Origin of the sequence: Sphingomonas sp. LY54, assembly GCF_035594035.1 — a bacterium.
Classification (GTDB): Bacteria; Pseudomonadota; Alphaproteobacteria; order Sphingomonadales; family Sphingomonadaceae; genus Allosphingosinicella.
Genome location: NZ_CP141588.1, coordinates 2600829 through 2627510 on the forward strand (window position 1 = coordinate 2600829; position 26682 = coordinate 2627510).

Consider the following 26682-nt stretch of genomic DNA (forward strand, 5'->3'; position numbering starts at 1 on the left):
TCCTGACATTTTGGGCATGCGCGGTTTCGGCGCCCAATCCCGCCGGGATTGGGCGCCTTGCCTATGCTTGGAGCATCGTGTGACGCTCAGAGGATGAAGTCGACCGGCTCGAGCGTGCCGCCGCCGAACAGCGTCACCTGAATGACGAGATCGGCCGTACCGTCGCCGTTCACATCGCCTTCCACCGTCCAGTTGCCGCCGCCTATGTCGAGCAGGCGAAGCTCGCCGGCCCCGGTCCCGCCACCGCCGGTGAAGGCCGCACTGCCGATCGAGTGAAAGGCCTGGTTGCCGCCAAACAAAGTGTTGGCGTCGATCCCGGCCAGATCGATCTTGTCGATGAGGTGCTGGAAATCGGTAATCGTGTCCGGCGTCGCGGCGGCGGACTCGCTGACTGTGCTGTAGCGGAACGTGTCGGGGCCCACACCGCCGGTAAGACTGTCGGAGCCGCCTCGGCCGACGAGGATGTCCGCGCCTTGGCCGCCGATGAGGGTGTCGCTGCCCGCGCCGCCGAAGACGCGGAATGTCCCATTGGTCTCGGCACTGCCGTTGAACGTAACGGTTTCGGTCGCCCGTAGCGCGCCGCCGTCGACCGTCATCTGCACGCCGGCGGCGAGATTGCCGTCATGCATAGTGAGATTGTAGTCGAAATTCTCTCCCAAGGCCCCGAACCGCGTATCGAGCGCCGACACGAAGCCGATGCTCCTTATGCTGACAATCTGCGCTGCGCCGAAGGTGATCGTGTAATCGCCGCGGAACGCCAGTTGGTCGATGCCGCCCGGGCCGCCGTTGACGAGATCGCTGGCGCCCCATTGGCCGACATCGCCAAACAGGAACACGTCGTTCTGCGCACCGCCGGTAAGGTCGTCGACGCCGCCGCCGCCGTAGATGAAGAAGCTGCCATCGGTCTCGGCCGAGCCATCGAAGGTCAGGTTCTCGCCCGCCTGCAGGCGGTTCGCGTCGACGACCAAGCGCACGCCGGCCGCGACATTCTCGTCCACGGTGGTGATGTCATAGCTGAACAGATCGGTGCCCGTCGCCCCGAAGCGGGTGTCCGAGCCCGGCAGGATGGCAAGCGATTCAATCGAAAGCACGCCCGTGCCCAGCGTCAACGCGTTGAGCCCGGCATAATCGCCCTGAATGGCGAGCTGGTCGGTGCCGCCGTCGCCGTCGACCTTGTCGGCATTGGTCAGGGTCGCGCCGAACAGGAAGACGTCGTTCGCGCCGAGGCCGATCGCCTGATCGTCGCCGCCCTGATCGAGCCGGAAGAAGTTCGGTCCGGCAGTGCCGGTGATGACGTTGTTGCTGCCGTCGCCCATATAGATGTCGTCGGCCGATTCCAGCCCGTTGACGGTCACGACCATCGTGGCGGTGTCGCCGCCCGCGACGGTGTAGGTGAAGCTGTCCAGCGCCTGGTTGTTGGCCGCGCCGGAAGCGGCGGCGGTGAGGCTGTTGAACGCGCCGTTGGGCTTGTAAGTGTAGCTGCCGTTGGAATTGACGGTCAGCTTGGCGCCCGACGCCAGCGTGATCTCGGTGCCGACCGACGCGCCGACGCCATTGACCTGGGTGACCGTGATCGCCGGGCCGTCGGGATCGGTGTCGTTGGTGACGAGGTTGCCGCTGACATTGGTCGCTTCGTCGGTGGCGGCGGTGTCGTCATTGGCGACGGCCGCGTCCGGCACGGCGGTAACGGTGATCGTCGCGGCGGCGCTGCCGGTAGGGTCGGTGGCGGCGCCGTCATTCACGGTGAAGGTCACGGTGCGGGTCAGCGTCGAGGGCGCGTCGGAATTGTTCGAATAGCTGACATTGGCCGTGGTGAGCTCGACCGCGCAGGCGCAGGCGCTGCTGTTGAAGGTGATGACCAGCGCCGTGCCATTGGTGCCGCCGGTGAAGCTGCCGACCAGAGTGCCTTCGTAATAGACGTCGTTGCCGGCCACGCCGACTTCGCCGGGGCCGTTGCCGACATGGTTGATGGTGAGCTGATCGGCCGGGGTGCCGTTGGCGGTGAAGGCGGCGGTTACGGTATAGCCGGCGTAATTGGTCGGCTGGTCGCGGTCGAACACGATTGCGTTCGGCGCGATGATTACCGGCGGATCGTTCTCCGTGTAAGAAGCGGTCGTATCGACGTCCGGAATGGTGAAGAAGTCGAGGTCGATGAACGGCGCGTCGTTGACCGCCGTGATGTTGACGGTGACCAGTTCGGTGTCGGTATCGCTCGCGGCGCCGCCGCCCTGGTCGCCGCCCGGCGAACCGTCGGTGAAGCTATAGGCGAGCTGCACCGATGCCGGCGGGGTGTCGCTGTCGTTGGTGTAGCGCAGCGACTGGATCACCTCGTCGACCAGCGCCGAGGTCGCGATCGCGGCCAGGCTCGTGAAGCTGATCTCGATCTCGCCGCCGCCATTGGCGGTGATCTCGCCGAAGATCTGGCCGCCGGTCGTCTTGAGGTCGTTGCCGTCGATCGTGAAGTTGGGCCCGGCGATCATGCTGAACGAATCGTCGAGGTGGGGGCCCCCGTTGCGGCTCATCGCAAAGGTCGACCCGGCATAATCGCCGTTGCCGCCGTTGCGCGCGTCGAGGTCCGGGTCGGCGACGGTGACGCCGGCGAGGATGGCGACTGCGGTCTGCTCGGTCGCCGAGGCGGTCGCGGCGGTGCTCAGCACCGGCGAATCGTTCTGCGGCGTGACGGCGATCGTGCGGGTGAAGGAGCCGGTCTGGGCGCCGGCACCGGTACTGTCGGTGAGCGAGATCGTGATCTCGCGCGCGGTCGAGGTCGGATAGTTCGAGTTGCTGGTGAACGAGGCGATAGAGATCAGCGCCTCAATCGCCTCCGGCGTGGCGTCGGCATCGAGCGAGGCCGAGACCGTGCTCGCGGTATAGGCCGTGACCTGTGCGAACACGGTGCCGTTATACGAAATCTCGCCGGTGCTGCCGTTGAGCGCGACTCCGGTGCCGGGCGTGGACGAGAAAGTGAGGATGATCTGGTCGCCGGTCTGCTGGCCGGACGTGAAGGCGAGGCTGATCGATCCGCCCGCGAAATTCGCATTGTCGACGTCGGTGACATCGATCGTCGTCACCAGCGGTAGCGGCGCGCCGCCTTCGGTGTAGGTGGTGCCGCCGGTGGTGGCCAACACCGGCGCGTCGTTCACCGCCGTCACGTCGAACGTGAACGTGTTGGGCGACTGATCGAGGTCGTTGGTGCCGCGGTTGTCGCGGACCTGGAACGTGAAGGTGTCGTGGCCCACGCCGCTCTCATTGGCGTCGGGAATGTAATAGAAGCGGCCGTCGAGATACTGGACGAGGATCTCCTGGCCCGCGGTCACCGCGACCGGAGCGGTGCCGCCGACGCCGTCGGTGTCGAGGAACAGGAGTCCGTTGCCGGGCAGGGTCGTCACCACCACCGACGCGAAGGTGTCGCCGTCGATGTCGGAGAAGTGGAACTCGCTCGCCGCGAAATCGTGGCGGCCGTCTTCCAGGATCGTCTGGGTCTCGTCGTTGCCGGCCGGCGCATTGCCGGCGGTGAAGCCGATGTCGAGCGTGTCGTTGGTGTCGTTGGCCGGTCCGGTCGGGCCCGCACTCGTCTCGAGCCCGTAATCGAGCCGGATCGAGCGGGTGGCGGCGTAGCCGGCGACATTCTCCCCATTATTGTCGTTGTCGACATTGTTGTTGGGGTCGGCGGCGCCGAGCACAGCGGTCATGTCCTCGAGCGGCTGGCCGGCGCCGAAATTGGCAGCGCCGATGACGACGATATAGTCGCCCGGCGCGAGGCCGGCGAAGCTGTACAGCCCGTTGGCGCCGGTCACCGTGGTAAGGGCGGTTCCCGTGCCGGGCGCGGCGGGCGTGTCGATGCCCGGATCGTAACCGGCGCCGCCGCCGAGATTGTTGAAGCCGATGTAGAGATCGGTGCCGGCATCGTAGACGCCGTTATTGTTGGTGTCGGCGTAGAGCGTCAGCGTGACCCCGACGATGCCGGTGTCGCCCGCGTCGAAGACGCCGCTGCCGTCGACGTCGTTGAAGACGAGGTTGCCGAGCGTCAGCGAGTCGATCGCCGCGGCTTCGGGGTTGGAGTTGGTCGCGAGCGTTTCATCGCTATCGCCGATCGCCATGCCGTTCCAATATCCGGCGAGCCGGTCCTCGCCCGGGTTGTTGACGGTGGCGCGATAGTCGACGGTTACCTGCTGGCCCGGCTGGAGCGTGCCGAGGTTGATCGGCGCGAACGCGAACGCCCCGGTCACCGCATGGCCGTTCGCCGAAGCGACGTCCGCGAAGCCGGCGAGGCGGCGCTCGCCGGCGCCGACCGTGCCGTACATCAAAGCGTCGCGGTCGCCCGCGGCATAGGTGTCGCCGAGCCCGATCTGGTGACCAAGCTCGTGGGTGACCACGGTCAGCAGGTCGATGCGGGTGCCGGCCGCGCCGAGGCGGTCGGTGGCGTGGAGCTGGGTGCCGCTGCCGGCATATTCGCTGTCGTCGCCCGGGGTGGCGTCGACGAACCAGGTCCAGCCGGCGGCATTGTCGTCGATCGTGATCGCGCCGAGGCCGCTCTCGCCGAGTTGGAGCCCGCCGAGATTCTGGACGGTGACGGAGACGGCGCGCAGCGCCGCGATCTGGGCGTCGGTGGCGCCGGCCAGCGTCCAGCGCTGGATCGCCGCGTCGACGATCAGGTTGAGCTCGCTCTGGCTGAGCACGCCGTCGTCGACCACGACCGGGCCGGCCGGTGCGGTCGGTTCGACGACCACGGGCGGCGGCGGGCTGGCGGGCTGGCCGCTGGGCGTCCCGCCCCCGCCGAAGCCGTCGGGCTCGGAGACGATCGGCGGCAGCCCGCCGCCAGTCTCGTCCGGCGTCGCCGCGACCGGCGCCTCGGCCGCGAACATCGGCAGCGACGGGTTCGACGGCAGGGTGGGCGCTGGCTGGCCCCACTGCGGGACGCCACCGACCGCGACCTTGATCTGCGCGAGGCCGTTGGCCTCATCGATTGAATTAGGAGCGACAGTAGCAGGCGCGAGTTGCGTGACGTTGAGGGTGCCGCCGCCGCCCTCGTTGACGCGCATCGCGGTTGCGTTCGGATCGCCGACTAGGCCGCCGATGTTAGTGAACACATTGCCCGTGATCGAGGTATTGAGCGTGCCGGGGGCGGTCGTCTGGACGATCAGCCCCCGGTCGGTCGGGATATCGTGCAGCAGGTTGTTGGTGATCGTCGCGTTGACGGTCCCGGGCGTGAGGTTCTCGACGACGCTGATGCCCTCGAATTTGGTCTGCTGGACGTCGTTGTTGGTGATCAGCAGGTTCGCCACGCCGCCGCCTTCCATCGAGACCTGGATGCCGCGGCCGAGTTGGGAGCCGGAAAGGGCCTGGCCGGTGACGCCGATGTCGTTGTCGTCGAGCGTGCCGTTGATCGTGCCGGTGAAATTGCCGTTCGAGAAGACGTTGATCGCGGTCGAGCGGATGACGTTGATGTCGTTGTCGTGGACGTTGAAGGTGAGGTTGGCGGCCAGCGCCGTCGACATGTTCACGCCGGAATTGTTGTCGTTGAAGACGTTGTTGCCGACATCGGCCTGCATCGTGCCGCCGGCGGTGTCGACATGGACTGCGGTGCCGGTGAGCGCGCCGGCTGTGAGGTTCCCGTCGAACAGATTGCCGCTGACGGTCGTGCCCATCACGGCGGTGCCAAAGCCGAGGAAGTTGAACAGATTGCCGTGCAGGCCTGTCGCGCCGTTGCTCGTCACATCGTTGTTGAGGAGCTGGAAGTTGGCCAGCGTGCCGCTGCTGTTGGTGATCTGGATCTCGAACTCGTAGTTGTTGGTGATCAGCGAGTTGGAGATCGAGGTCGGCCGCGAGCCGCCCGAGGCGGTGCCGGTCAGCTCCGCAATGTTGATGCCGCTATGGTCCTGCAGTTCGCTCGTGCCATTGTCGAAGATCGTCATCTCGTTGAGCACGAAACCGTGGACGCCCGATCCTCCAATGCCGTCGCCGGAATTGTTCTGGATCGTCACGTTGGCGAGGCGGACATTCTGGACGTTGGTCAACGAGATGCCGTCGCCGGTCATGTTCTGGATGGTGCCGCCGGTGCCGTTGCTGCCTCGCGCGCCCGCCACGCCGTCGCCCAGCACGGTGAAGCCGCCCGAGCCGGTGCCGTTGAGGACGATGCCGTTGTCACCGCCGTTGGCCGCGATGCTGTCGAAGGTGACGCCGGCCGAGCCGATCGTCGTGCCGTTGATCGCGTTGAAGGCAATCGTGTTGGCCGCGTCCGTGCCGGCGGTGACGTTGATCGTATTGCCGCTGCCCGCATCGGTGACCGTGATCGTGCCGGCATTGTCGGCGTTGAAGCCGCGACCGCTGGTGGTGACGATGTCGAGCCCGTTACCGACGGCGGCGAAGTTGGTCGTCGAGCCGTTGTTGCTCGTCAGGTTGACGGCATTGTTGCCGCCCGTGCTCAGGTTGATGGCGCCGTTGAAGTTGACGGTGCCGCCGTTGCTATTGGTGATGTCGATGCCGCCGCCGCCGCTGGTCGAGGTGATCGTGCCGGCCTGGAAGGTGATCGTGCCGGCATCATGCTCGTCGATGTTGACCGCATTGCCGTTATTGTCGGTGATATTGCCGTTCCAGGTGACGTTCGCGTTGCTCGGCGTACCCGGAACTCCGTCGACGACGAAAGCGTCGCCGGCGTTGGCGTGAATGATCTGGTTCGGCGTGCCCGGGTCCGCATGGTCGAACGTGAAGGTGCCGCCCGAGCCGGCGATGATGTCGACTCCGGCGTCGCCGCCGTTGAGGGAGACACGGCCGTTGAAGTCGTAGGTGCCGTCGGCGTTGCTGAACTGCAGGCCGGTGCCGCTGGTCGCCGTCACCGCGCCGTTGAAGGTGACCGATCCGGTCGCATGGTTGAGGACGTTCACCGTCGCGCCGGGGTTCGCATTGGTGATCGTGCCGCCATAGGTGAAGGTGGCGGTGCCGTCGGCGATGTTGACGGCGTGGCCGGTCGGGCTGGTGATCGCGGTGCCGCTGGCGAAATTGAAGGTGCCGCCGGAGCCGTTCACGACGTCGATCCCGGCGTCGCCGCCGGCGAGGGTCGTGGTCCCGTTGAAATTGTAGGTGCCGTCGGCGTTGTTGAACTGCAGGCCGGTGCCATTGGTGGCGCTGAGCGTGCCGGTGCCGAAGGTGAGCGTGCCGCTGTGGCCACCCGCGGCGCTGACGAGCCCTCCGGTCGCGGCGGCATGGGTGATCCCGCCCGTATAGGTGGTCGAGACCGCGCCGCCGCTGACAGCGAAGGAATCGCCGCTGGCGTTGGTCATCGATCCGCTTCCGAGCGCGAGCGTGCCGGTGATGTTGGTCAGCGATACGTTGTTGACGCCGCCGCTAGAGGTGACGCTGGAGAAATCGTTGCCGACGACCGCGCCGTCCGAAAGATTGAGAGCTGCGCCGGTGGTGGTGATCGTCGACTGGTAGGCCGGGGTGACGCCATTGAGCGCCGCCGGGTTGAGATTGAGCGTGCCGAAGCTGCCCACCTGGTTATCGCTGATGCCGCCGGTGTTGGTACCGTTGCCGACGATGTTCAGGCCGGCGATCGTGTTGCCCGCGCCGACGGTGACGGCGAAGCCGTTGGTCGCGCTCGACGTGATCGTCGCATTGCTGGCGGCGTTCTCGATGGCGTGGCCGTTGACGGCGAGATCCGCGCCGGTGCCGATCAGCCGCTGGTCGGCTTCGAGGATGATCTCACCCGCCGCATTGCCCTTGACGTAGATCGTGTCGCCGATCCCGTCCTTGTTGGCGGTGTTGAGCGCGCCGATCGAGTTGAACGGATTGGCCGAGGTGCCCGTGCCGCCCGCCGCCGCGGCGGCGTCGACATACCAGACCTCGCCCGAGAGCGTGATCGTCACCGTCGCGGTGCTGGTGAGGTTGTCGGCGACCGTGAGATAGTTGCCGTCGAGGCCGGCGTCGGTGATCGTGTAGGTGAAGCTGTCAGTGCCGATGTCGCCGGCCTGGTTGACGTAGTTGAACGTGCCGTCGGAGAAGATGTTGAAAATGCCGCCGCCCGCGCTGGCGCCGCCGCTGACCGGGATGATCTGGAAGGCCGAGATCGCGTCGCCCGCGAAGCTGGCGTCGTTGCTGAGCAGGTTGCCGGCGACGAACGAGGAAGGGCCGCTGCCGATATTATTGGCGGTGCCGACCCGCAGCACGGTGTTGCCCACCGCGGTGAAGCTGTCGTTGTTGGCCAGCGGCGAGATGTTGAGCGTGCCGGGCACCATCGTGATGCCCGAAGACGTGTCCTCGAGCGTCACGCCGGTGAGCGGAACATCGCCGCTATTGGCCAACAGGATCCGGATGGCGATGACGTCGCCGGGATCGTAGACGCCGACTTCGTTCTGATCGTTGGAGAACGACGTGGTGCGCGTGACAGTCATTTGTGGCGGCATGTGTCTAACCCCCGGCTAGTCGCGAAGTCGCCGCCCCTGGCGCGCGCGAGTTGTTGATGATGGGCATGGTACAGGAAATGCAGATTTCGCGACTTCATTTAACGCCCGGATAAATCTTCGATTTTTGTATTACTGACCCATTTCGGGCAGTCCAAGACAAGCTATCCTCGCGGCGGGAACACGCCCTGCAGCGCGATGCAGAAATTCAGCGTCAGATACGGCATCATATTGTTGTGCGGAAAGTCGCTGCCCGCGATCGCGAGCGCCTGCGGCGCCATCGTCGTCATATTGGCGCTGGTGTTGGTCTGATAGACCTGGCCGCCTACCGAATTGCCGAGGATCACGTTCGAATCGAGGGTCCCCTGGGTGCCGTTTTCGAAGGTGCCGTGGAAAGCGTGGCTGTGGAACGGGATCTCGCTCTGGAGCAGGGTCACCGTCTCGGTCCCGCTCTGCTCGCCGAGATCGTGCAGCGACAGGCCGGGGCCCTGGCCGGGGTGCATCGCGGCCGAGCCCTGCAAATTGGGCAGCGCGAAGTTCGATTGGCCGTTGCCGCCATAAGTGGTGCCGAGCAGCGAGAAGAGCGCCGTGTTCTGCGAGAGCGGCAGAAGCTGGCCGTCGCAGAACGCCCACCCCTTGGGCGCGAAATTGAACGGGAAGACGCGGATCTCCGCAACGAAAGGATCGGCCATGTTGCTGTGCTCCTCAGGTTGGGCTCGGGAAGAGGCCGAATAGCGAGATGATGAAATTGACGCAGAGGTAAGGCTGGAAGTTGGTGTGCGGCTGGCTGCCGCCGACCGGGCCGACCGACACCGGCGAGAAACTGCCGGCGACGCTTTCCACGGCATAATGCTGGACCAGCGTCGAGGTGGCCATCACGTTGTTGCCCGGATTGGGATCGCTGGCGTTGCTGCTGGAGCCGGTCAGGACGTGGGTGTGGGCCGGGATCTGGTTCACCGTGAGCGTGACCTCCTCGGCGCCGCCCGTCTCCGCGAGGATGAAGCCGTTGCCCTGGTGGAGGGTGAGGCGGCCGCGCAGGTCCGGCAGCGCGAAGGTCGACTGGCCGTCGCCGCCATAGGTCGTGCCGATCAGGTTGAAGAGCGTCTCGTTCTCGGAGATGGGCAGGAGCTGCCCTTGGCAGAACATCCAGCCCGCCGGCGCGAAATTGCCTGCGAACATCCGGATCTCACCGACATAGGGTTGGGCCATCGGCTCGGCTCCTCAATTTTGCGACGGGAAGATGCCCTGGAGCGCGATGCACCAGGACAAAGTCAGGAAGGGCTGCATGTTGAGATGCGCCTGGGAGCCGCCCGTATTGGCGATGATCGCCGGGTTCATGGCGACCAGCCCCGCATTGGGCGGGCGGTAGACATTGCCGACTTCGCGGGCGAGGACGTTGTTGGTCGGCGTGCTGGAGTTGCCGTCGGTCTTCGAGGCGTTGAGGAAGTGGGTGTGGGCCGGCATTTCCGACTGCGTCAGCGTGTGCGCCTGCTCGCCGCCTCTTTCCCCGAGTATGTGGCCCTGGCCGACGTGGATCGGGGTCCGCGCGCGCAGATCGGGGAGCGCGAAATTCACCCGCCCGTCGCCGCCATAGGTCGTGCCGAGCAAGGAGAAGAGCGGCTGGTTCTGGTTGATCGGCAGCAGCTGGCCGTTGCACAATGCCCAGCCCTTCGGCGCGAAGTCGAAGGAAAAGAGCCGTAGCTCCGACAGGAAGGGTTCAGCCATGCCGGAAGCTCCTTTCGAAGATGCGCGCAGCTCCGTGCAGATCAACGTAAGTCGTTGAAAACCCTACACAAGAGGCTATCACGCAATGATATAGACGATTGACTACAACCATGGTTCATTCCCCCACTCATCACTGTCGTGATGCCCCCGGGGTCGAGTCCTGAGAAACGACTGAATTACATATTCACACTATGTTGACTAGCGCTTTTGCTCGACCGGCGAGACCATTGTCTGTTAGCCCTCGGTCTTCGGGCGGACGGCGACTGGAACGAAACTTGGCCTTTACTGCGGAATTCAGACTGGCTGCCGCCTGTTGTCGCTGGCCTATGACCGAACCGGCCAAGGCGGCCGTGCGGGAAGCGGCCGCCGGCGTCGACTGGGACCGCTTCCTCGCCGTGCTCGCGCGCCACCGGATCGAGGGGCTCGCCCATCATGCGCTGACCGCCGCCGAGGTCGCCGCGCCGCCGGCCCAGGCCGCGGCGCTGGCGCGGAGCGCGGCGGACATCCTGCGCAAGAACCTCGAATTCGCGGCCGAGGCGGTGCGGATCGATCGCGCCTTCGCGGCGCTGCCGCACCTGTTCGTCAAGGGCTCGACGCTGGCGATGCTGGCTTACGGCACGCTGGCCCTGAAAGGCGCGTGGGACATCGACATATTGGTCTCGCCCGAGACGATCGCCGAGGCCGGCGCGATCCTGGCGGACATGGGCTATATCTGCGTCCTGCCGGCCGAGCCCGAGCAGACGGAGGCGTGGCTGCGCTACGTCCACGAGACGGTGTGGGCGCATCCGACGCGGGGCTATGCCGTCGAACTGCATTCCCGGCTGAACGACAACCCGGAGATGATGCCCGGCGTCGGGCTAGGCTCGCCGCGGCAGCGCGTGCAGGTGGGAGGCGGGGCCAGTCTGGAGACGCTCGCCCAGCCCGTATTGTTCGTATATTTGTGCGCGCATGCTGCACGCCACGCTTTCTCCCGCTTGAAATGGCTAGCGGACATTGCCGCGTTCACCAGCGTGGACGGTGTCTCCGCGGACGATCTTCATTCCGCCGCCGAACAACGTGGCGCGCGGCGCTGCTCGGGAACGGCGCTGCTGTTGGCGGACCAGGTGATCGGGACGCCGGTCGATGCCAGGCTGCTCGCCCGCCTCCGGGAGGATCCGGTCGTGCGCGGCCTGGCATGGACGGCGCGCTGGGTGATGGACGGCGGGCGTGACGGCACGGCGAGTTGCGACGGAGCTGGCGGGAGGATGCTTGCGCGCAAGGCGTCCTATATCTTTCTGGCCAGCGGCTGGCGCTATTGGGCGCGCGAGCTGCTCGACCGGGCTGTGTTCCCTTACACGCCCGCTTATCTGAAGGTGCCGGCATGGCTTCGCCCCGGCTACACTTTGCTGCGGATGCCGTGGTGGCTGTTCAGTCGCCGAACGTAGCGAGCAGAGCGTAATCGGCGGCATTGTCGCAGCCCGCGATGTCGATGTCGCCGGACCGCACCCAGACATGCGCCGCCAGCCGAGCCTCCGGATCGGTCCGCGCTCCGTAGTGAAGCCGCGAGGCACGCCCCCGCCGGCGCAGCATCCAATGCGCCGCCAGCCCCTGCTGGAAGCATACTGCGCGCCATGGAGCGCGGCGGGTGGCAGCAGTGATGGCCCATCGCAGCCGTCTCGCCTCGTCCGGTTCCGCTGGCGCGCGCACCCCGCTTCCGCGTCCGGCCAGAGAGGCGACCCTTCGGAACGGCAGCAGCCGGATCGCCAGCGAGGCCGCGCCAAGGAACAGCACGGCCTCTGTCACCAGCGCGCGCTCCGCCCAGCCAAGCCGGAGGAAGGTCCGCGCGGCGCCCATCAGTTCGCCCCGCGCGCCTTGCGCAGAAAGTGGCCGGCCGAGACGCCCCGGAGAAGCGCCAAGCGATAATGGCGGATCACCGCCTCCCGATGCCAGCCGCCGGCCGGCCAATCCGCAAGCCGCTGCTCGAGCGTGTCGAGATCGATCATGGCGGCCGCCGGCCCGCATCCGGCGATACGCCGCAGTTCGCCCGCAAGCTCCTGCCGAGCCCCGCTGAGGCCGACATGCCAGTCGGCCCCCTGATAGCCCTTGCGCCGTTCCTCGATCACCGCGGCAGGCAGCCGGTCCGCGAAGGCGCGCTTGGCGAGCGAGCGGGGGAGACCGTCCAGGCAATATTGTTCCTCGGGAACGGAGAGGCAGAATTCCACGAGGCGGCGGTCTGCCGTCGGGTCGCGGGTGTCGATGCCCCATCCGGCCAGTGTGCCCTTGTTGTAGACGCCGAGATCGACCCGGCCGAGCACCCAGAGGCGCATGTCGAAGCTGTCCCCCCACGGCCGATAGCTCGTGTCCAGGCCGCGTTGTTCCGCCCGGGCGTGGATGCCGAACTGCGCGATGGCGCCGGTCTTGAGCGCGGTGACCTCCGACAGGCCGTTCGGCCGCAGCCGGCTCCAGAGAGCTGCCGGCAAAAAGGGCCCAAGGGTAGCCGCCGCAATGCTACTCCAGCGCACGCCGTGGCGCTTCATCGCGCGGGCGGTGGCGGCCAGCCTCACCAACCGGCCGGCCCGGAGCAGGCCGGGCAGGATCTGCATGCCGGCGTGGCTGAAGGTCATGTTGCCCGTCTGGCCGGTCAGCAGGACCGTCAGGCCCCGCCGCGTGGCCTCGTCGTTGATCGCATGGGACCAGACGCCGTTGCACAGATTGAGAAAAGGGCGTTCGTACAGGAAGAAATTCCGGTCGAGGCCGTCGAGCGGCGATGCGCGCCCCGGGGCGAGACACATATGTTCGATATTCGGGTGGAGCGCGGCGGTTGCGGCAGCCAGCGGACCTTCGTCCCCGATGCGGCCCGAGGGTGGCGTCCAATCTCCCTCCGGCACGGCTGTGAAGGCGACGACCCGGCTGCCCAGCCGCGCCGCGGTCGCGGCAACGGTCGAGCTGTCGAGACCGGCGCTGAGGTGCGAGGCGACGGCGCCGCCGCTTCCGCGCAGGCGGCTGCGCACCGCCGTGTCGAAGTGCGCGCGGAGCGCGTCCTCATAAGCCTCGCTGCCGGCGAGCCGGACCGGTGTTCGCGACGGATTCCAGTAGCGCCGGCTCGCGATACCCGACTGGGAGACCGTGACCAGATGGCCGGGGAGAACCCGCTCGATCCCCTGGAAGAACGTCCCGGTCCCGGTTTCCGGCATCAGCGCGAGGAAATCGGCCACCGCCAGGTCGCTCGCCTCGTGCGGCACTTCGGGCAAGGCATGGATGCCCTTGGCCATCGATGCGAAGGCGAAGAACCCGTCCCCGGAATGATAGTGAAGCGGCCGCTGGCCGAGGAAATCGCGGGCCAGCAGCAGCCGGTCGCCGTCCCAATAAGCGAAGGCGAAGTCCCCGATCACGTGGTCGAGCGCCACCTCGCCCCAGCGCTCTAGCGCCTGCATCAGCACGGCCGCGTCCGAATGGGTCGGGCCGCATCCGAGTTGGTCGACTAGCTCGTCGCGATTGTCGATGCGGACGTCGGCGACGAGGATGCGCCGTCCATCCTCGCTTCTCACCGGGCCGCGGTCGTGCACGTCCTCCGGCAGCAACCGGAACAGGTTGCGCCCGAGCGAGAGCGGACCGTCGTTCGCCTGGGCGCTATGGTGGGGGCCGTAAATCTGCTGGGCCTTCAGCATGCGCGCACAGCGGTCGGCGGTGCCGCCGCCGCTGAAATCCCACAGACCAGCCAGCGCGGTCACGGCTCAGCCGGCCTTTCCATCGGGCGCGGGCTCGATCCGCACGAGCTCTTCGCGCTCGAGGTCGGTGAGCAGGGCCCGCACCTGCTGTTCGCATTCGTCCGGCTCGACCTCGAACTCCGCGACGAGCGCTGCGCAGATCTGGCTGATCGTGCGCGGCTGCTCGATCAGGCCCCAAACGCGAGTCGCCGTCTTGTTAAAGCCGAAGCAATTTCCCTTGTCGACATGCAGGCCGACAAGCTCTCCGTCCACTTCGGCTTCGATAAGTCCGGGTAACCGAGAGACGACAGCGTCCGTAGTCATGCATCACCCCCACGTTTCAGCATGAGTCCCCCGCTGGAGAACTCGCGACCGCAAGATACCCGGAATCGCGGGGTGCGCATCTTATTTCGTCACATCTAGCGGTAACCTATCGCCCTTCTATCCAGCGACTTTCCACCTCTTGGTGGCCGACCGTATGCGGATTCAATCCTCCGGCGCGATTCTTACGCGCAGGCCGTCGAGTTCGGGCAGCACCTGCAGCTGGCACGAGAGACGCGAGCGCTCGGTCTTCTGGTCGGAGCTATCGAGTAAATCGTCCTCGTCCTCGCTCTTCGGGCGCAGCCGGTCGTCAAAGCCGGGCTCGACATAGACGTGGCAGGTCGCACACGAGCAGCAGCCGCCGCACAAAGCGAGCAGCTCGTCGAAGCCGTGCTCGCGGATCACTTCCATCACCGAGAGGCCGGCTTCGCCCTCGATCTCGGTTTCGGTGCCGTCGCGCGTCGTAACGATGATCTTGACCATGGATTGTCCTTCAGGCGCTGAGCCGGGCGGCGTGCCAGCGCAAGTGATCCTCCAGGAAGCTGGAGATGAAATAATAGCTGTGGTCGTAGCCGGGCTGCATCCGCAAGGTCAGCGGAATGCCGGCCCTGTCGCAGGCCTCGGCGAGTAGTTCCGGGCGCAATTGCTCGGCCAGGAACGAGTCGGCATCGCCCTGGTCGACCAGGATTTCCGGCAGCCGCGCGCCATCCTCGATAAGGGCGGTCGCGTCATAGCGGCGCCACGCGGCGCGGTCGTCGCCGAGATAGCCGCTGAGCGCCTTTTCGCCCCACGGCACGCGTGACGGCGCGACGATCGGCGCGAAGGCCGAGACGCTGCGGAATCGATCGGGATTCTGGAGCGCGATCGTGAGCGCGCCATGGCCGCCCATCGAATGGCCGGTGATCGCCTGGCGCGCCATGTCGGCCGGGAAATGGGCCGCGATCAGCGCGGGAAGCTCGTCGGCGACATAGCTGTACATGCGATAATGATCGGCGAAGGGCTCCCGCGTCGCGTCGACATAGAAGCCGGCGCCCTTGCCGAAATCATAGGCCTCGTCGTCGGGCACCTTCTCGCCGCGGGGCGATGTGTCGGGGGCGACGAAGATCAGGCCAAGCTCGGCGCAGGCGCGGCGATACTCGCCTTTCTCGGTGACGTTGGCGTGGGTGCAGGTGAGGCCGGACAGATACCAGACCACCGGCAGCTTGGCGCCCGAGCCGGCCTGCGGCGGGAGGAAGACGCTGAACGTCATTTCGGTGCCCGTCTCGCGGCTCACATGGCTGTAGACGCCCTGCGTCCCGCCATGGCTTTTGACGGTGGAAAGGGTCTGGACGGTCATAGCGAACTCCCAAGCGCGCCGGCGGCTTCCGGCGTGGGTCAGGTCGAACGCGCGGCGCCTGGTGTCAAGCGCCACGTCTATTCGGCGGCGTCGCTCTGCGTCAGCGGATGAACCGAGCGGATCGCGCGACGCAGCTGGTCGGGCGTGAACGGCTTGTTGAGCACGGGCACGTCGATCGGCCGGCTCGATATCTGCTGGGCGTCGGCATAGCCGGTGATGATGATCCCGGGCATGCCCGGCCGAACCTCGCGCGCCTTCCTCAGCACGTCCGCGCCCGATACGTTGGGCATGGCATAGTCGCTGATGATCAGGTCGTAGGCGCTGGGCTTGCTGTGCAGCAGTGCGAGCACGGCCGGGCCGTCGGACGCTTCGGTGACTTCGTGGCCGAGGTCCGAGAGCAAGGCCGCGGTGGTGGTGCGGACGCCGTCATGATCGTCGACCAGGAGGATGCGCAGCGGCTGCTGGTCACCTTCCTCGTCGATCGGGGTTACCACCTCCTGCAGCTTTTCGGTTTCCGGAGCGCGCGGCAGCCAGATCTCGACCGTGGTCCCGGTGCCGACGGTGCTGCGGATTCCGACCGCGCCGCCGGATTGCTTGGCAAACCCATAGACCATCGACAGGCCAAGGCCGGTGCCCTTGCCCACTTCCTTGGTGGTGAAGAAGGGCTCCATCACCTGCTCGATGATCTCGGGCGGGATGCCCTCGCCGGAATCACTGACCGCGACGACGACGTATTCGCCCGGCCGCAGGCCGAATTCGGCGCCCGGGCCGACGCTGCGATTCTCGCCGGAAACCGCGATGTGGCCGCCTTCGGGCATGGCATCGCGGGCGTTGATGATCAGGTTCATCAAAGCGAGCTCGAGCTGGGTCTCGTCGGCATAGGCGCACCAGAGGTCGGGGCCGGTCCGCCATTCGAGCTGCACCAGCCCGCCGAGCGTGTGGGCGAGCAGCTCGTTGACCGTGCCGGACAGCCCGGAAATGTCGATCCGCTCGGGGTGGAGCTTCTGCCGGCGCGCGAAGGCGAGCAGGCGGCGCACCAGCTCCGATCCCTGCTCGGCGGCGTGGCGCGTCATGGCGAGGATCTTCTTATGCTCTTCCTCGAGCGGGAGCCGCCGCTCGATCAGGCCGAGGCCGCCCAGCACCGCGGCCAGCAGATTGTTGAAATCGTGCGCGATGCCGCCGGTAAGCTTGCCGATCGCGTCCATCTTGCGCGCCTGGACGAGCTGGCTCTCCAGGGCCTTGCGGTCCGTGACGTCGAGCAAGGTGCCGGCGAATTCGCGCGGCCGCCCTTCATGGTCGCGCAGCAGCACGGCCTGGTCGAGGAAATGCTTGTAGGTCCCGTCGGCGCACTGCCAGCGATATTCGATCGCTAGCGCGCCGGACTCGTTGCGCCGGATCAAGGCTTCGGTGACGCGGTCGCGATCCTCGGGGTGGAGCCGATCGGCCCAGATGTTCGGATTGGCGCGGACATCCTCCATGTCGTAGCCGGTCAGCGCGTTGAAATCGCCGCTGACGAACTGCGGCACGCGCTCCTTCACGATGAGCGGCTCGAGATAGAGCACGATCGGCAGCGAATCGATGATCGCGGCCTGGCGCTGCTCGGCGATGCGCAGCTCCTTCTCGGCCCGCAACAGTTCGCTGTTGGCGCGCAAATTCGCGTCGAGCAGAGACTGTTCCTGCTTCGCCTTGCGCTGGATCTCGCGCGTCATCAGGAACAGGTCGACGAACACCGCGACCTTCGACTGGAGCACGACCGGCTCGACCGGCTTGAACACATAGTCGACGGCGCCCATCGAATAGCCCCGGATCAGGTGCTCGGTCTCCTTGTTGACCGCCGAGAGGAACACGATCGGGATGCGCTTGGTCTGCTCGCGCGAACGGATGATCTGCGCGGTCTCGTAGCCGTCCATGCCGGGCATGTAGACATCGAGCAGGATCACGGCGAACTCGCCCTTGAGCAAATGCCGCAGCGCCTCTTCGCCGGACGAGGCGACGACGACATCCGCCACCTCCTCGAGCACCGTGCTGATCGCGAGCAGGTTGCGCTCGTCGTCGTCGACGACAAGCACGCGCGCGCGCTCCGCCCGCTTCTTGCGTGCCTGCAGGTCGGTCACTGCGGCGGCTTTGGTCGGGGTCTTGGTCACCGCTTTTTGAACGCTCACTCGTTATTCCGCCGCCGACTGGGCGAGCTTGCTCTGGCCCGGTCGGGCCCGCGACCGGCCGATCCAGACCCGGAGGAGCGCCAGCAGCAGCTCGATGTCAACCGGCTTGGCGATATAATCGGAAGCGCCGGCGTCCAGGCACTTCTGTCGGTCGCCCTTCATCGCCTTGGCGGTGACGGCGACCAGCGGCAGGTCGACCAGCTCGGGCCGCTGACGGATCTGCTGCATCGTCTCGTAGCCGTCCATCTCGGGCATCATGATGTCGATCAGCGCCACATCGACTCCTGGTGTCTGCTCGAGGATCAGGATGCCGTCGCGGCCGCGCTCGGCATGGAGAACTTCAACGTCATAATTCTCCAGAACGCTGGTCAGCGAGTAGATGTTGCGGATGTCGTCGTCGACGATCAGAATCTTCGCGCCGGCGAGCTCGGGTACTTCGCGGGTGCGCGGGCTCTCATTGTCGTTGGTCGGCCGCTTGCCGCGGCGCAGGATCGGGCTCAATGCGGCCGGCAGCGCTTCTAGGCTGTGCGCCAGCGAAACGTCGCGATCGTCGCTCAGGAGCTGAAGCCCGCGCGCGGTGGTATCGCTCTCGTCGCCGTCGCTGATGACGAGGACCGCTCCGTTGCCGGCTCCGGTCAGCGCCGTGAGGTCGCGCGCGGCCTGCTCGGTCTCGCCACCGGCGATGATGAAGACGTCGAACAAGCTGAGGTCGAGCTTCGACTTGGCCTTGGCAATGCTCGCCGCGCTCTGCGCCTCGACCAGCGGATCGTCGATCATCGCGGCGATCGCCTTGCGCTGCGCGGCGTCGCCGCCGGCGATCAGCACGCGCCGCTCGGCCCGCTTGATATGGTCGAGGATCGATCCGAACACCTGCGCCAGTTCCTCATGGTCGGCCGGCTTCTCGGTCACGCTGAAGGCGCCCATGCCGATCACCGATTCCACCGCGTCCGCGCCCGAGATGACGTGGATCGGGAGATGGCGGGTCTGGGGGTCGTGTTTGAGCAGGTCGAGGAGCACGAAACCATCGATGTCGGACAGGCCGAGATCGAGCGTGATCGCGTCCGGCTGGAGCTTGCGGGCCAGAGCGAGCGTGCCCGCGCCGGCGGTCGAAACGACGCCCTTCAGGCCTGCCTCGCGCGCCAGATCGAGCAGGATCGAGGCGAAGGTCACGTCGTCCTCAACGATCAGGACGAACGGGTCCTGGCCGAGATTGTCGCGGTCGTCGAGCACCTCGCCGCCGGCGGGGAGGGCGCTGGGCACGGTCGCGCCGCTGTTGTCGTAGCGCGCGCTGCCGCCGCCCTCGACCATCGGCAGCGCCGCGCCGGCCTCGATCGGCACGAACAGGGTGAAGGTGGAGCCTTCGCCGGGCTTCGATTGCACCTTCAGTTCGCCGCCGAGCAGGCGGGCGATCTCGCGGCTGATCGAAAGGCCGAGGCCAGTGCCGCCATATTTGCGGCTGGTCGTGCCGTCGGCCTGCTGGAACGCCTCGAAGATGAGCTTCTGCTTGTCCTCGGGAATGCCGATGCCGGTGTCGGTGACCGCGATCGCGATCGCCCGGTCGGCGGTGCGCAGCACCGGATGGCCGGGGCTCCAGCCGCCGCTCGCGCAGGAGACGTTGAGCGTCACGCTGCCATGCGAGGTGAACTTGAACGCATTGGACAGCAGGTTGAGCACGACCTGCTGCAGGCGCTTCTCGTCGGTGCGGACGCTGGCCGGCAGCTTGGGATCGAAATCGACCTCGAACTTGAGGCCCTTGTCCTGGGCGAGCTGGCGGAAGGTGCGCTCCATGTGGTTGCGCAGGCCATGCATCGGCATGTCGCCGAGCTCGATCGACACCGTGCCGGATTCGATCTTCGAAAGATCGAGGATGTCGTTGATGAGGCTCAGGAGATCCGACCCGGCCGAGTGGATGGTCCGGGCGAATTCGGTCTGCTTCTCGTTCAAATTGCCCTGCGGGTTGTCCGCCAGCAGCTTCGACAGGATCAGCAGAGAATTCAGCGGCGTGCGCAGCTCGTGCGACATGTTGGCGAGGAATTCGGACTTGTACTTGGAAGTGAGGGCGAGCTGTTCGGCCTTCTCCTCGACCGCGCGGCGCGCCATGTCGATCTCGAGGTTTTTCGCCTCGACCTGCTTCTTCTCGTTCTCGAGCAGCTGCGCCTTCTCCTGCAGCTCCTCGTTGGTGTTGTGCAGCTCTTCCTGCTTGGTGGTGAGCTCGGTCTGGCGCGCCTGCAGCTCCTGCGTCAGGAGCTGCGACTGTTTCAGCAGGCCCTCGGTGCGCATGGTTGCGGCGATCGTGTTCAAGACGATGCCGACCGATTCCATCAGCTGGTCGAGGAAGCTCTGGTGGGTCTCGTTGAATTCGCTGAACGAGGCGAGCTCGATCACCGCCTTGACGTCGTCCTCGAACAGAGCCGGGAGGATGTTGACGTTGGCCGGCTTGGCATTGCCGAGGCCCGACCCAATGCGGATGAAGTCGCCGGGCACGTTCTGGAGCAGGATCGGGCGCTTGTCGGCGGCGGCCTGGCCGACCAGGCCTTCGCGCAACGCGAACTTGCTCTTGAGCTCCTCGCGGCTCTCCGCGCCGTAGCTGGCGGCGAGCTCGAGCTGGGTTTCGTCGCCCTCTCGCTTGGTGACGTAGAAGACGCCATATTGCGCGTTCACCAGCGGCGCGAGCTCGGACATGATGAGGTTGGAGACGGTGGTAAGATCGCGCTCGCCCTGCAGCATGCGGCTGAAGCGCGCGAGGTTGGTCTTGAGCCAGTCCTGCTCCGCATTCTTCAAGGTCTGTTCCTTGAGGTTGCGGATCATCTCGTTGATGTTGTCCTTGAGCGCGGCCATCTCGCCCGAGGCTTCCACCGCGATCGAGCGGGTGAGGTCGCCCTTGGTCACCGCGGTCGCCACGTCGGCGATCGAGCGCACCTGGTTGGTCAGGTTCGCCGCGAGCTGGTTCACGTTGTCGGTCAGGTCGCGCCACAGGCCGGCGGCGCCGGGGACGCGCGCCTGGCCGCCGAGCCGGCCTTCGATGCCGACCTCGCGGGCCATGTTGGTCACCTGGTCGCCGAAGGTCGACAGGGTATCGATCATGAAGTTGATCGTCTCGGCAAGCGCGGCGATCTCGCCCTTGGCGTCCACCGTCAGCTTCCGCTTGAGGTTGCCCTGCGCCACCGCGGTGACGACGTCGGCGATGCCGCGGACCTGGTTGGTCAGGTTGGTCGCCATCAGGTTCACGTTGTCGGTCAAATCCTTCCAGGTGCCGCCCACGCCGGGCACCTGGGCCTGGCCGCCGAGCTTGCCCTCGGTGCCGACCTCGCGGGCCACGCGGGTCACTTCGCTGGCGAAGCCGTTGAGCTGATCGACCATCACGTTGATCGTGTTCTTGAGCTCGAGGATTTCGCCCTTCACGTCGACGGTGATCTTCTTGGAAAGGTCGCCCCTCGCCACGGCGGTGGTCACCTCGGCGATGTTGCGGACCTGGCCGGTGAGGTTGTCGGCCATCAGGTTCACGTTGTCGGTGAGGTCCTTCCAGGTGCCGCCCACGCCGCGCACCTGCGCCTGGCCGCCGAGCTTGCCCTCGGTGCCGACCTCGCGGGCCACGCGGGTCACTTCCGAAGCGAACGAGTTGAGCTGATCCACCATGGTGTTGATGGTGTTCTTGAGCTCGAGAATCTCGCCCTTCACGTCCACGGTGATCTTCTTGGAAAGATCGCCCGAGGCCACGGCGGTGGTCACTTCGGCGATGTTGCGGACCTGGCCGGTGAGGTTGGCCGCCATCGCGTTCACATTGTCGGTCAGATCCTTCCAGGTGCCGCCGACGCCCTCGACCTGCGCCTGGCCGCCGAGCTTACCTTCGGAGCCCACTTCGCGCGCCACGCGGGTCACTTCCGAGGCGAAGGAGTTGAGCTGGTCGACCATGACGTTGATCGTGTTCTTGAGCTCGAGAATCTCGCCCTTCACGTCGACCGTGATCTTCTTGGAAAGGTCGCCGCGGGCCACGGCGGTGGTCACCTCGGCGATGTTGCGGACCTGGCCGGTGAGGTTGCCGGCCATCAGGTTCACGTTGTCGGTGAGATCCTTCCAGGTGCCGGCGACGCCCTCGACCTGGGCTTGGCCGCCCAATTTGCCTTCCGAACCCACTTCGCGCGCCACGCGGGTCACTTCCGAGGCGAAGCCATTGAGCTGATCCACCATCGTGTTGATGGTGTTCTTCAGTTCGAGGATCTCGCCCTTCACCTCGACGGTGATCTTCTTGGAAAGATCGCCGCGGGCCACGGCGGTGGTCACCTCGGCGATGTTGCGGACCTGGCCGGTAAGGTTGGCCGCCATCAGGTTCACGTTGTCGGTGAGATCGGCCCAGGTGCCGGCGACGCCGGGGACCTGCGCCTGACCGCCGAGCTTGCCCTCGGTGCCGACCTCGCGGGCCACGCGGGTCACCTCCGAAGCGAAGCCGTTGAGCTGATCGACCATGACGTTGATGGTGTTCTTGAGCTCGAGAATTTCGCCCTTCACGTCGACGGTGATCTTCTTGGAGAGATCGCCCGAGGCGACGGCGGTGGTCACTTCGGCGATGTTGCGGACCTGGCCGGTGAGGTTGTCCGCCATCAGGTTCACGTTGTCGGTGAGATCCTTCCACGTGCCGGCGACGCCGGGGACCTGCGCCTGGCCGCCGAGCTTGCCCTCGGTACCGACCTCCCTCGCGACGCGCGTCACCTCGCTGGCGAAGCCGTTGAGCTGATCGACCATGACGTTGATCGTGTTCTTGAGCTCGAGGATCTCGCCCTTCACGTCCACCGTGATCTTCTTGGAAAGATCGCCCGAGGCCACGGCGGTGGTCACCTCGGCGATGTTGCGGACCTGGCCGGTCAGATTCTCGGCCATCAGGTTCACGTTGTCGGTGAGGTCCTTCCACGTGCCGGCGACGCCTTCCACGCGCGCCTGGCCGCCCAATTTGCCCTCGGTGCCGACCTCCCTCGCCACGCGCGTCACTTCCGATGCGAACGAGTTGAGCTGATCCACCATGGTGTTGATGGTGTTCTTGAGTTCGAGGATCTCGCCCTTCACCTCCACGGTGATCTTCTTGGAGAGATCGCCCGAGGCGACCGCGGTCGTCACTTCGGCGATGTTGCGGACCTGGCCCGTCAGGTTGGTCGCCATCGCGTTGACGTTGTCGGTCAAGTCCTTCCAGGTGCCGGCGACGCCCTTCACGGTCGCCTGGCCGCCCAGCTTGCCTTCGGTACCCACTTCGCGCGCCACGCGCGTCACTTCCGACGCGAACGAGGCGAGCTGCTCCACCATCGTGTTCACGACCTTGCCGATGCGCAGGAATTCGCCGCGCAGCGGGCGGCCATCGATCTCGACGGTCATCGATTGGGAAAGGTCGCCCTTGGCCACCGCGCCGATGACGCGCGCCACTTCGGCGGTCGGCTGGACCATGTCCTCGATCAGCTCGTTGACCGAGCGGATCGCCGTTTCCCAGCCGCCGGTCGCGCTCTTGACGCGCCCGCGCTGGCCGATCTTGCCTTCCTTGCCGACCACCTGCGACAGGCGCTCGAATTCCTTGGTCATCTCCTGGTTCAAGGAGACGACTTCGTTGAAGAGCGTCGCAATCTCGCTGTCGAGGCCGCCTTGGTCCTCGGGCAGGCGCACCGAAAAATCGCCGCGTCGCAGGCTCCGCAGAGCGGACACGATCAGGCGGCGATCGAGGAATTCGCGCGGATTTTCGAGGTTCACTATTGGCTCCTGGACACTCTCCCCCGCCCGGTTGCAGCCTCCGGCCCCCCGGCCGGTTTGCGCGCACCATAGCAGAACGTTCGGCGCGCGCTCCTGAAATTTTAGTGCGCTTCGCCGGGTTAACCGAGGGTTGCCATGTGCGGCATGGAGGTTAGAAGTGGCGTCGGGGGCGGGGCCGAAACTGACTGCGTCTAGGGGGCGCCAGCAAGGATCGACCAAGTATAATGTTATCCAGGCAGGAGGTCTCCAGCTTCATCCGTACGACTTTCCGTTCGGTTTGGACGCTGGAATTGCTCCTTTTTCTCAAGACTGAGTCCGAACGTAGCTGGTCGCGCGCCGAGCTGGTGGCCGCGCTGCGCGGCAGCGATCTCATCGTTAGCCAGGGCGTCGATGCGCTGATGGCCGCTGGTCTTGTCGTGACCGACGCGGACGGCAACGCGCGCTACACTCCGGCTACGGCGGACCTCGCGAAGCTCGTCGACCAGTCCGAGGCGGCCTATTCCAAGAGCCCCGATGCCGTGCGGCGTCTCATAATTTCTTCGGCCAATGGTGGTATTACGGCTTTCGCCGACGCCTTCAGGCTGAGAAAGGACTGAAGTGCACGAATTTTTCCCAACCGTGGTCTACAGCTTGTGCTTCCTGACAAGCGCCGCCTGTGCGGGCCTGCTCGTGCGCAGCTACAGCCGCACGTCGGCGCGCTTCCTGCTGTGGAGCGCGCTGTGCTTCGTCCTTCTCGCCGCCAACAACCTGCTGGTGATCGTCGACATGCTGCTGATCGCGCAGGTCGATTTCCGGATCTACCGCCTGCTGCTGTCGGTCGCCGCCGTCGGCGTGCTGCTGTTCGGCTTCATCTGGGATCTGGAGGAGGAGTGAAATGACCGAGCTCTTCTCCTTCCTCGGCGGCGTCGTGACGATGGGCCTGATCGTCGCCGGCCTGTTCTTCCTGCGATTCTGGAAGCGGACGCATGACGGGCTTTTCCTCGCCTTCGCGGTCGCTTTCTGGCTGCTGGGCCTCAACCAGGCGCTGCTGACGCTGACCAACATTCCGGTCGAGGAACGCAGCCCGCTCTATCTGCTCCGGCTCGCGGCATTCGCCATCATCCTGGTATCGATTTGGGTGAAGAACCGGCGTGCATAATCGGATAAATTGACGCCATGCACCTCGACGAAATCCGGGATCTCAGACGCAAGGATCTTGACGCGCTCCAGCTGGAGCGGCTGCGCGCGACCCTGGCCTGGGCCTATGACCGCAATCCGGCCTATACGCGCAAGTTCGACGCCGCCGGGGTCAAGCCGGGCGACCTCCACCACCTCGCCGACCTCGCGCGCTTCCCGTTCACCACCAAGGCGGACCTGCGCGACGCCTACCCGTTCGGCTTCTTCGCGGTGCCGATGCAGGAGATCGTGCGGATCCACGCCTCGTCGGGCACGACCGGAAAGCCGACCGTGGTCGGCTACAACCGCCACGACATCGACCTGTGGTCGCGGCTGATCGCGCGTTCGATCCATGCCGCCGGCGGCAGGCCGGGGATGAAGGTCCACGTCGCCTACGGCTACGGGCTGTTCACCGGCGGGCTCGGCGCGCATTACGGCGCCGAACGCGCGGGCTGCACGGTCATTCCGGTCTCGGGTGGGCAAACTTCGCGCCAGGTCCAGCTGATCCTCGACTTCGAGCCCGACATCATCATGGCGACGCCGAGCTACATGCTCGCCATCCTCGACGAATTCCGCGCCCAGGGCGTCGATCCGCGCTCGACCTCGCTCCGCATCGGCATCTTCGGCGCCGAGCCGTGGACCGAGGCGATGCGCGACGAGATCGAGCAGGCATTCGCGATCGAGGCGGTCGACATTTACGGCCTGTCCGAAGTGATGGGACCGGGCGTTGCCAGCGAATTCGCGGGTACGCGCGGCGGCGCGACCATCTGGGAGGACCATTTCTATCCCGAGATCGTCGACCCGGAGTCCGGCGCGCCGCTGGCCGACGACCAGCCGGGCGAGCTGGTCTTCACCTCGCTCACCAAGCAGGCCATGCCAGTCATCCGCTACCGCACCCGCGACCTGACGCGGCTGGTGCCGGGGATCGACAGCGTCATGCGGCGGATCTGCCGGATCGGCGCGCGCACCGACGACATGATGATTATCCGCGGCGTCAACGTCTTCCCGAGCCAGATCGAGGAGCAGATATTGAAGTGCGCCGGCCTTGCCCCGCATTTCCTGATCGAGCTCAGCCGGACCGGCCGGATGGACAAGATGAAGGTCATCGTCGAGGCGCGGGCGGCGGGCGACCAGAGCGGCGACGCAGCGACGCTGGCCGGCTGCATCAAGGACCATATCGGCGTCACCGCGGCGATCGACGTGTGCGCTCCGGGGACGCTGGAACGCTCGCAGGGCAAGGCGCAGCGCGTCCGCGACCTGCGCCCGAAGGACTAGAAGCCCTCGAACACCGTCTCGACATGCTCCATTTGGACGGGCCCGGCGAAATAGGGGCCGACGATGGCGCGCCATTGCTGGAAGGCGTCCGATTCCCGGAAGCCCTCCATATGGGCGGCGACGTCGTCCCAGCCGACCACCAGCCGGTAGCGGCTGGGATGCTCGATCGAGCGGTGCAGCTTGAGGCTGCGGCAGCCCCGGGCGGCCCGGAACAGGGGCGCGGCTTTGGCGACTCCGGCCTCGAAATCGGCTTCCGACCCCGGCTGGACCTCGATCTGCGCGACCTCGAAGATCATGCGGTGCGGCCCAGCGCGGAGGCGGCCTGCGCGGCAGCCTGAATGGCGTCGAGGTCCGGCGTGCCCTTCTTCACGATCCAGCTGCCGCCGACGCAGAGCACCGCCGGCTCGGCCAGCCATTGCGGCGCCGTCTCCAGCGTGATGCCGCCGGTCGGGCAGAAGCGGACGTCGCCGAACGGCCCGGCCAGCGCCTGCAGCGCCTTGCGGCCGCCCGATGCCTCGGCCGGGAAGAATTTGAAGCGGTCGAGCCCGAGATCGAGCCCGCGCATGATGTCGCCGGCATTGGCGATGCCCGGCAGGAACGGAATGGCGCGGACGATCGCGGCGCGACCGAGCGGCTCGGTCAGCCCGGGCGAGACGATGAACTGGGCGCCGGCGCCGATCGCGGCGTCGAGATCGCGTTCATTGAGCACGGTGCCGGCACCGACGACCGCGCCCGGCACCCGCGCCATCTCGCGGATCACGGCCAATGCGGCGGGCGTGCGCAGCGTGACTTCGAGCACCGGAAGGCCGCCGGTGACGAGCGCCTCGGCGATCGGGCGGGCGCAGGCAGCGTCCTCGATCACCAGCACCGGGATGACCGGCGCCATGCGCATGATG

General features: G+C 66.3%; 18 protein-coding genes. 5 read left to right on the top strand and 13 right to left on the bottom strand.

All coding sequences use genetic code 11. From position 1 onward, the window contains the following. Positions 1 to 86 precede the first annotated feature (86 nt). The 4 genes from SH591_RS12925 to SH591_RS12940 form a co-directional block, all read right to left on the bottom strand. Entirely contained in the window at positions 87 to 8390 is an 8304-nt protein-coding gene (locus tag SH591_RS12925; RefSeq protein ID WP_324749472.1) for a beta strand repeat-containing protein, read from the bottom strand. A gap of 173 nt (positions 8391 to 8563) precedes the next feature. After that, positions 8564 to 9091 (bottom strand): phage tail protein, encoded by a 528-nt coding sequence (locus SH591_RS12930; RefSeq protein ID WP_324749473.1) that lies wholly within the window; start codon positions 9089 to 9091, stop codon positions 8564 to 8566. Between the two features lie 13 nt (positions 9092 to 9104). Beyond that, complete coding sequence (locus tag SH591_RS12935; protein WP_324749474.1) at positions 9105 to 9608, bottom strand: phage tail protein; 504 nt, start codon at positions 9606 to 9608, stop codon at positions 9105 to 9107. Between the two features lie 12 nt (positions 9609 to 9620). After that, entirely contained in the window at positions 9621 to 10124 is a 504-nt protein-coding gene (locus tag SH591_RS12940) for a phage tail protein (RefSeq protein WP_324749475.1), read from the bottom strand. A 326-nt stretch (positions 10125 to 10450) separates the two neighbouring features. Here SH591_RS12940 and SH591_RS12945 point away from each other — a divergent pair, with 326 nt between their 5' ends. After that, complete coding sequence (locus SH591_RS12945) at positions 10451 to 11548, top strand: nucleotidyltransferase family protein (RefSeq protein WP_324749476.1); 1098 nt, start codon at positions 10451 to 10453, stop codon at positions 11546 to 11548. Here the strand turns inward: SH591_RS12945 and SH591_RS12950 are convergent. From SH591_RS12950 to SH591_RS12980, 7 genes are all read right to left on the bottom strand, one after another. Continuing rightward, positions 11532 to 11957 (bottom strand): lasso peptide biosynthesis B2 protein, encoded by a 426-nt coding sequence (locus tag SH591_RS12950; protein ID WP_324749477.1) that lies wholly within the window; start codon positions 11955 to 11957, stop codon positions 11532 to 11534. The two genes, SH591_RS12945 and SH591_RS12950, sit on opposite strands and share 17 nt — an antisense overlap. Then, entirely contained in the window at positions 11957 to 13834 is a 1878-nt protein-coding gene (locus tag SH591_RS12955; RefSeq protein WP_324749478.1) for an asparagine synthetase B family protein, read from the bottom strand. The genes SH591_RS12950 and SH591_RS12955 overlap by 1 nt, the downstream gene beginning before the upstream one ends. A gap of 3 nt (positions 13835 to 13837) precedes the next feature. Continuing rightward, positions 13838 to 14083 carry a PqqD family peptide modification chaperone gene (locus tag SH591_RS12960; protein ID WP_322832670.1) on the bottom strand — a complete coding sequence of 82 codons (246 nt, stop codon included), beginning with the start codon at positions 14081 to 14083 and terminating at the stop codon, positions 13838 to 13840. A 213-nt stretch (positions 14084 to 14296) separates the two neighbouring features. Next, complete coding sequence (locus SH591_RS12965; RefSeq protein WP_324749479.1) at positions 14297 to 14614, bottom strand: 2Fe-2S iron-sulfur cluster-binding protein; 318 nt, start codon at positions 14612 to 14614, stop codon at positions 14297 to 14299. A 10-nt stretch (positions 14615 to 14624) separates the two neighbouring features. Then, entirely contained in the window at positions 14625 to 15467 is an 843-nt protein-coding gene (fghA, locus tag SH591_RS12970; protein ID WP_324749480.1) for an S-formylglutathione hydrolase, read from the bottom strand. A gap of 77 nt (positions 15468 to 15544) precedes the next feature. After that, a complete protein-coding gene (locus SH591_RS12975; RefSeq protein ID WP_324749481.1) occupies positions 15545 to 17629 on the bottom strand; it encodes a response regulator in 2085 nt (694 codons plus the stop codon). A gap of 3 nt (positions 17630 to 17632) precedes the next feature. After that, positions 17633 to 23356, bottom strand: a complete 5724-nt coding sequence (locus SH591_RS12980; RefSeq protein WP_324749482.1) for a HAMP domain-containing protein — start codon at positions 23354 to 23356, stop codon at positions 17633 to 17635. A 224-nt stretch (positions 23357 to 23580) separates the two neighbouring features. On the opposite strand from SH591_RS12980, the gene SH591_RS12985 reads away from it, so the two are divergent. The 4 genes from SH591_RS12985 to SH591_RS13000 are packed head-to-tail and all read left to right on the top strand — an operon-like array spanning position 23581 to position 25786. Beyond that, complete coding sequence (locus tag SH591_RS12985; RefSeq protein WP_322832675.1) at positions 23581 to 23952, top strand: hypothetical protein; 372 nt, start codon at positions 23581 to 23583, stop codon at positions 23950 to 23952. A gap of 1 nt (position 23953) precedes the next feature. Beyond that, on the top strand, positions 23954 to 24229 hold the full coding sequence (locus SH591_RS12990) for a DUF5985 family protein (RefSeq protein WP_324749483.1): 276 nt from the start codon (positions 23954 to 23956) through the stop codon (positions 24227 to 24229). A 1-nt stretch (position 24230) separates the two neighbouring features. Further along, positions 24231 to 24494: a DUF5985 family protein gene (locus SH591_RS12995; protein ID WP_324749484.1), complete on the top strand. Its 264-nt coding sequence runs from the start codon at positions 24231 to 24233 to the stop codon at positions 24492 to 24494. A gap of 17 nt (positions 24495 to 24511) precedes the next feature. Further along, a complete protein-coding gene (locus tag SH591_RS13000) occupies positions 24512 to 25786 on the top strand; it encodes a phenylacetate--CoA ligase family protein (protein ID WP_324749485.1) in 1275 nt (424 codons plus the stop codon). On the opposite strand, the gene SH591_RS13005 is transcribed toward SH591_RS13000, so the two are convergent. Continuing rightward, complete coding sequence (locus SH591_RS13005; protein ID WP_324749486.1) at positions 25783 to 26082, bottom strand: putative quinol monooxygenase; 300 nt, start codon at positions 26080 to 26082, stop codon at positions 25783 to 25785. The two genes, SH591_RS13000 and SH591_RS13005, sit on opposite strands and share 4 nt — an antisense overlap. Continuing rightward, positions 26079 to 26678, bottom strand: coding sequence for a bifunctional 4-hydroxy-2-oxoglutarate aldolase/2-dehydro-3-deoxy-phosphogluconate aldolase (gene eda / locus SH591_RS13010; protein WP_324751383.1), 600 nt, complete (start codon positions 26676 to 26678; stop codon positions 26079 to 26081). Before eda ends, SH591_RS13005 begins: the two co-directional genes overlap by 4 nt. Positions 26679 to 26682 lie beyond the last annotated feature (4 nt).

Bases quoted from the DNA above. Each gene is read 5' to 3' on its own strand.
- SH591_RS12930 (WP_324749473.1), bottom strand. From the start codon at position 9,091: ATGGCCGATCCTTTCGTTGCGGAGATCCGCGTCTTCCCGTTCAATTTC.
- SH591_RS12995 (WP_324749484.1), top strand. From the start codon at position 24,231: ATGACCGAGCTCTTCTCCTTCCTCGGCGGCGTCGTGACGATGGGCCTG.
- SH591_RS12940 (WP_324749475.1), bottom strand. From the start codon at position 10,124: ATGGCTGAACCCTTCCTGTCGGAGCTACGGCTCTTTTCCTTCGACTTC.
- SH591_RS13000 (WP_324749485.1), top strand. From the start codon at position 24,512: ATGCACCTCGACGAAATCCGGGATCTCAGACGCAAGGATCTTGACGCG.
- SH591_RS12945 (WP_324749476.1), top strand. From the start codon at position 10,451: ATGACCGAACCGGCCAAGGCGGCCGTGCGGGAAGCGGCCGCCGGCGTC.
- SH591_RS12985 (WP_322832675.1), top strand. From the start codon at position 23,581: ATGTTATCCAGGCAGGAGGTCTCCAGCTTCATCCGTACGACTTTCCGT.
- SH591_RS13005 (WP_324749486.1), bottom strand. From the start codon at position 26,082: ATGATCTTCGAGGTCGCGCAGATCGAGGTCCAGCCGGGGTCGGAAGCC.
- SH591_RS12935 (WP_324749474.1), bottom strand. From the start codon at position 9,608: ATGGCCCAACCCTATGTCGGTGAGATCCGGATGTTCGCAGGCAATTTC.
- SH591_RS12965 (WP_324749479.1), bottom strand. From the start codon at position 14,614: ATGGTCAAGATCATCGTTACGACGCGCGACGGCACCGAAACCGAGATC.
- SH591_RS12925 (WP_324749472.1), bottom strand. From the start codon at position 8,390: ATGACTGTCACGCGCACCACGTCGTTCTCCAACGATCAGAACGAAGTC.
- SH591_RS12950 (WP_324749477.1), bottom strand. From the start codon at position 11,957: ATGGGCGCCGCGCGGACCTTCCTCCGGCTTGGCTGGGCGGAGCGCGCG.
- eda (WP_324751383.1), bottom strand. From the start codon at position 26,678: ATGCGCATGGCGCCGGTCATCCCGGTGCTGGTGATCGAGGACGCTGCC.
- fghA (WP_324749480.1), bottom strand. From the start codon at position 15,467: ATGACCGTCCAGACCCTTTCCACCGTCAAAAGCCATGGCGGGACGCAG.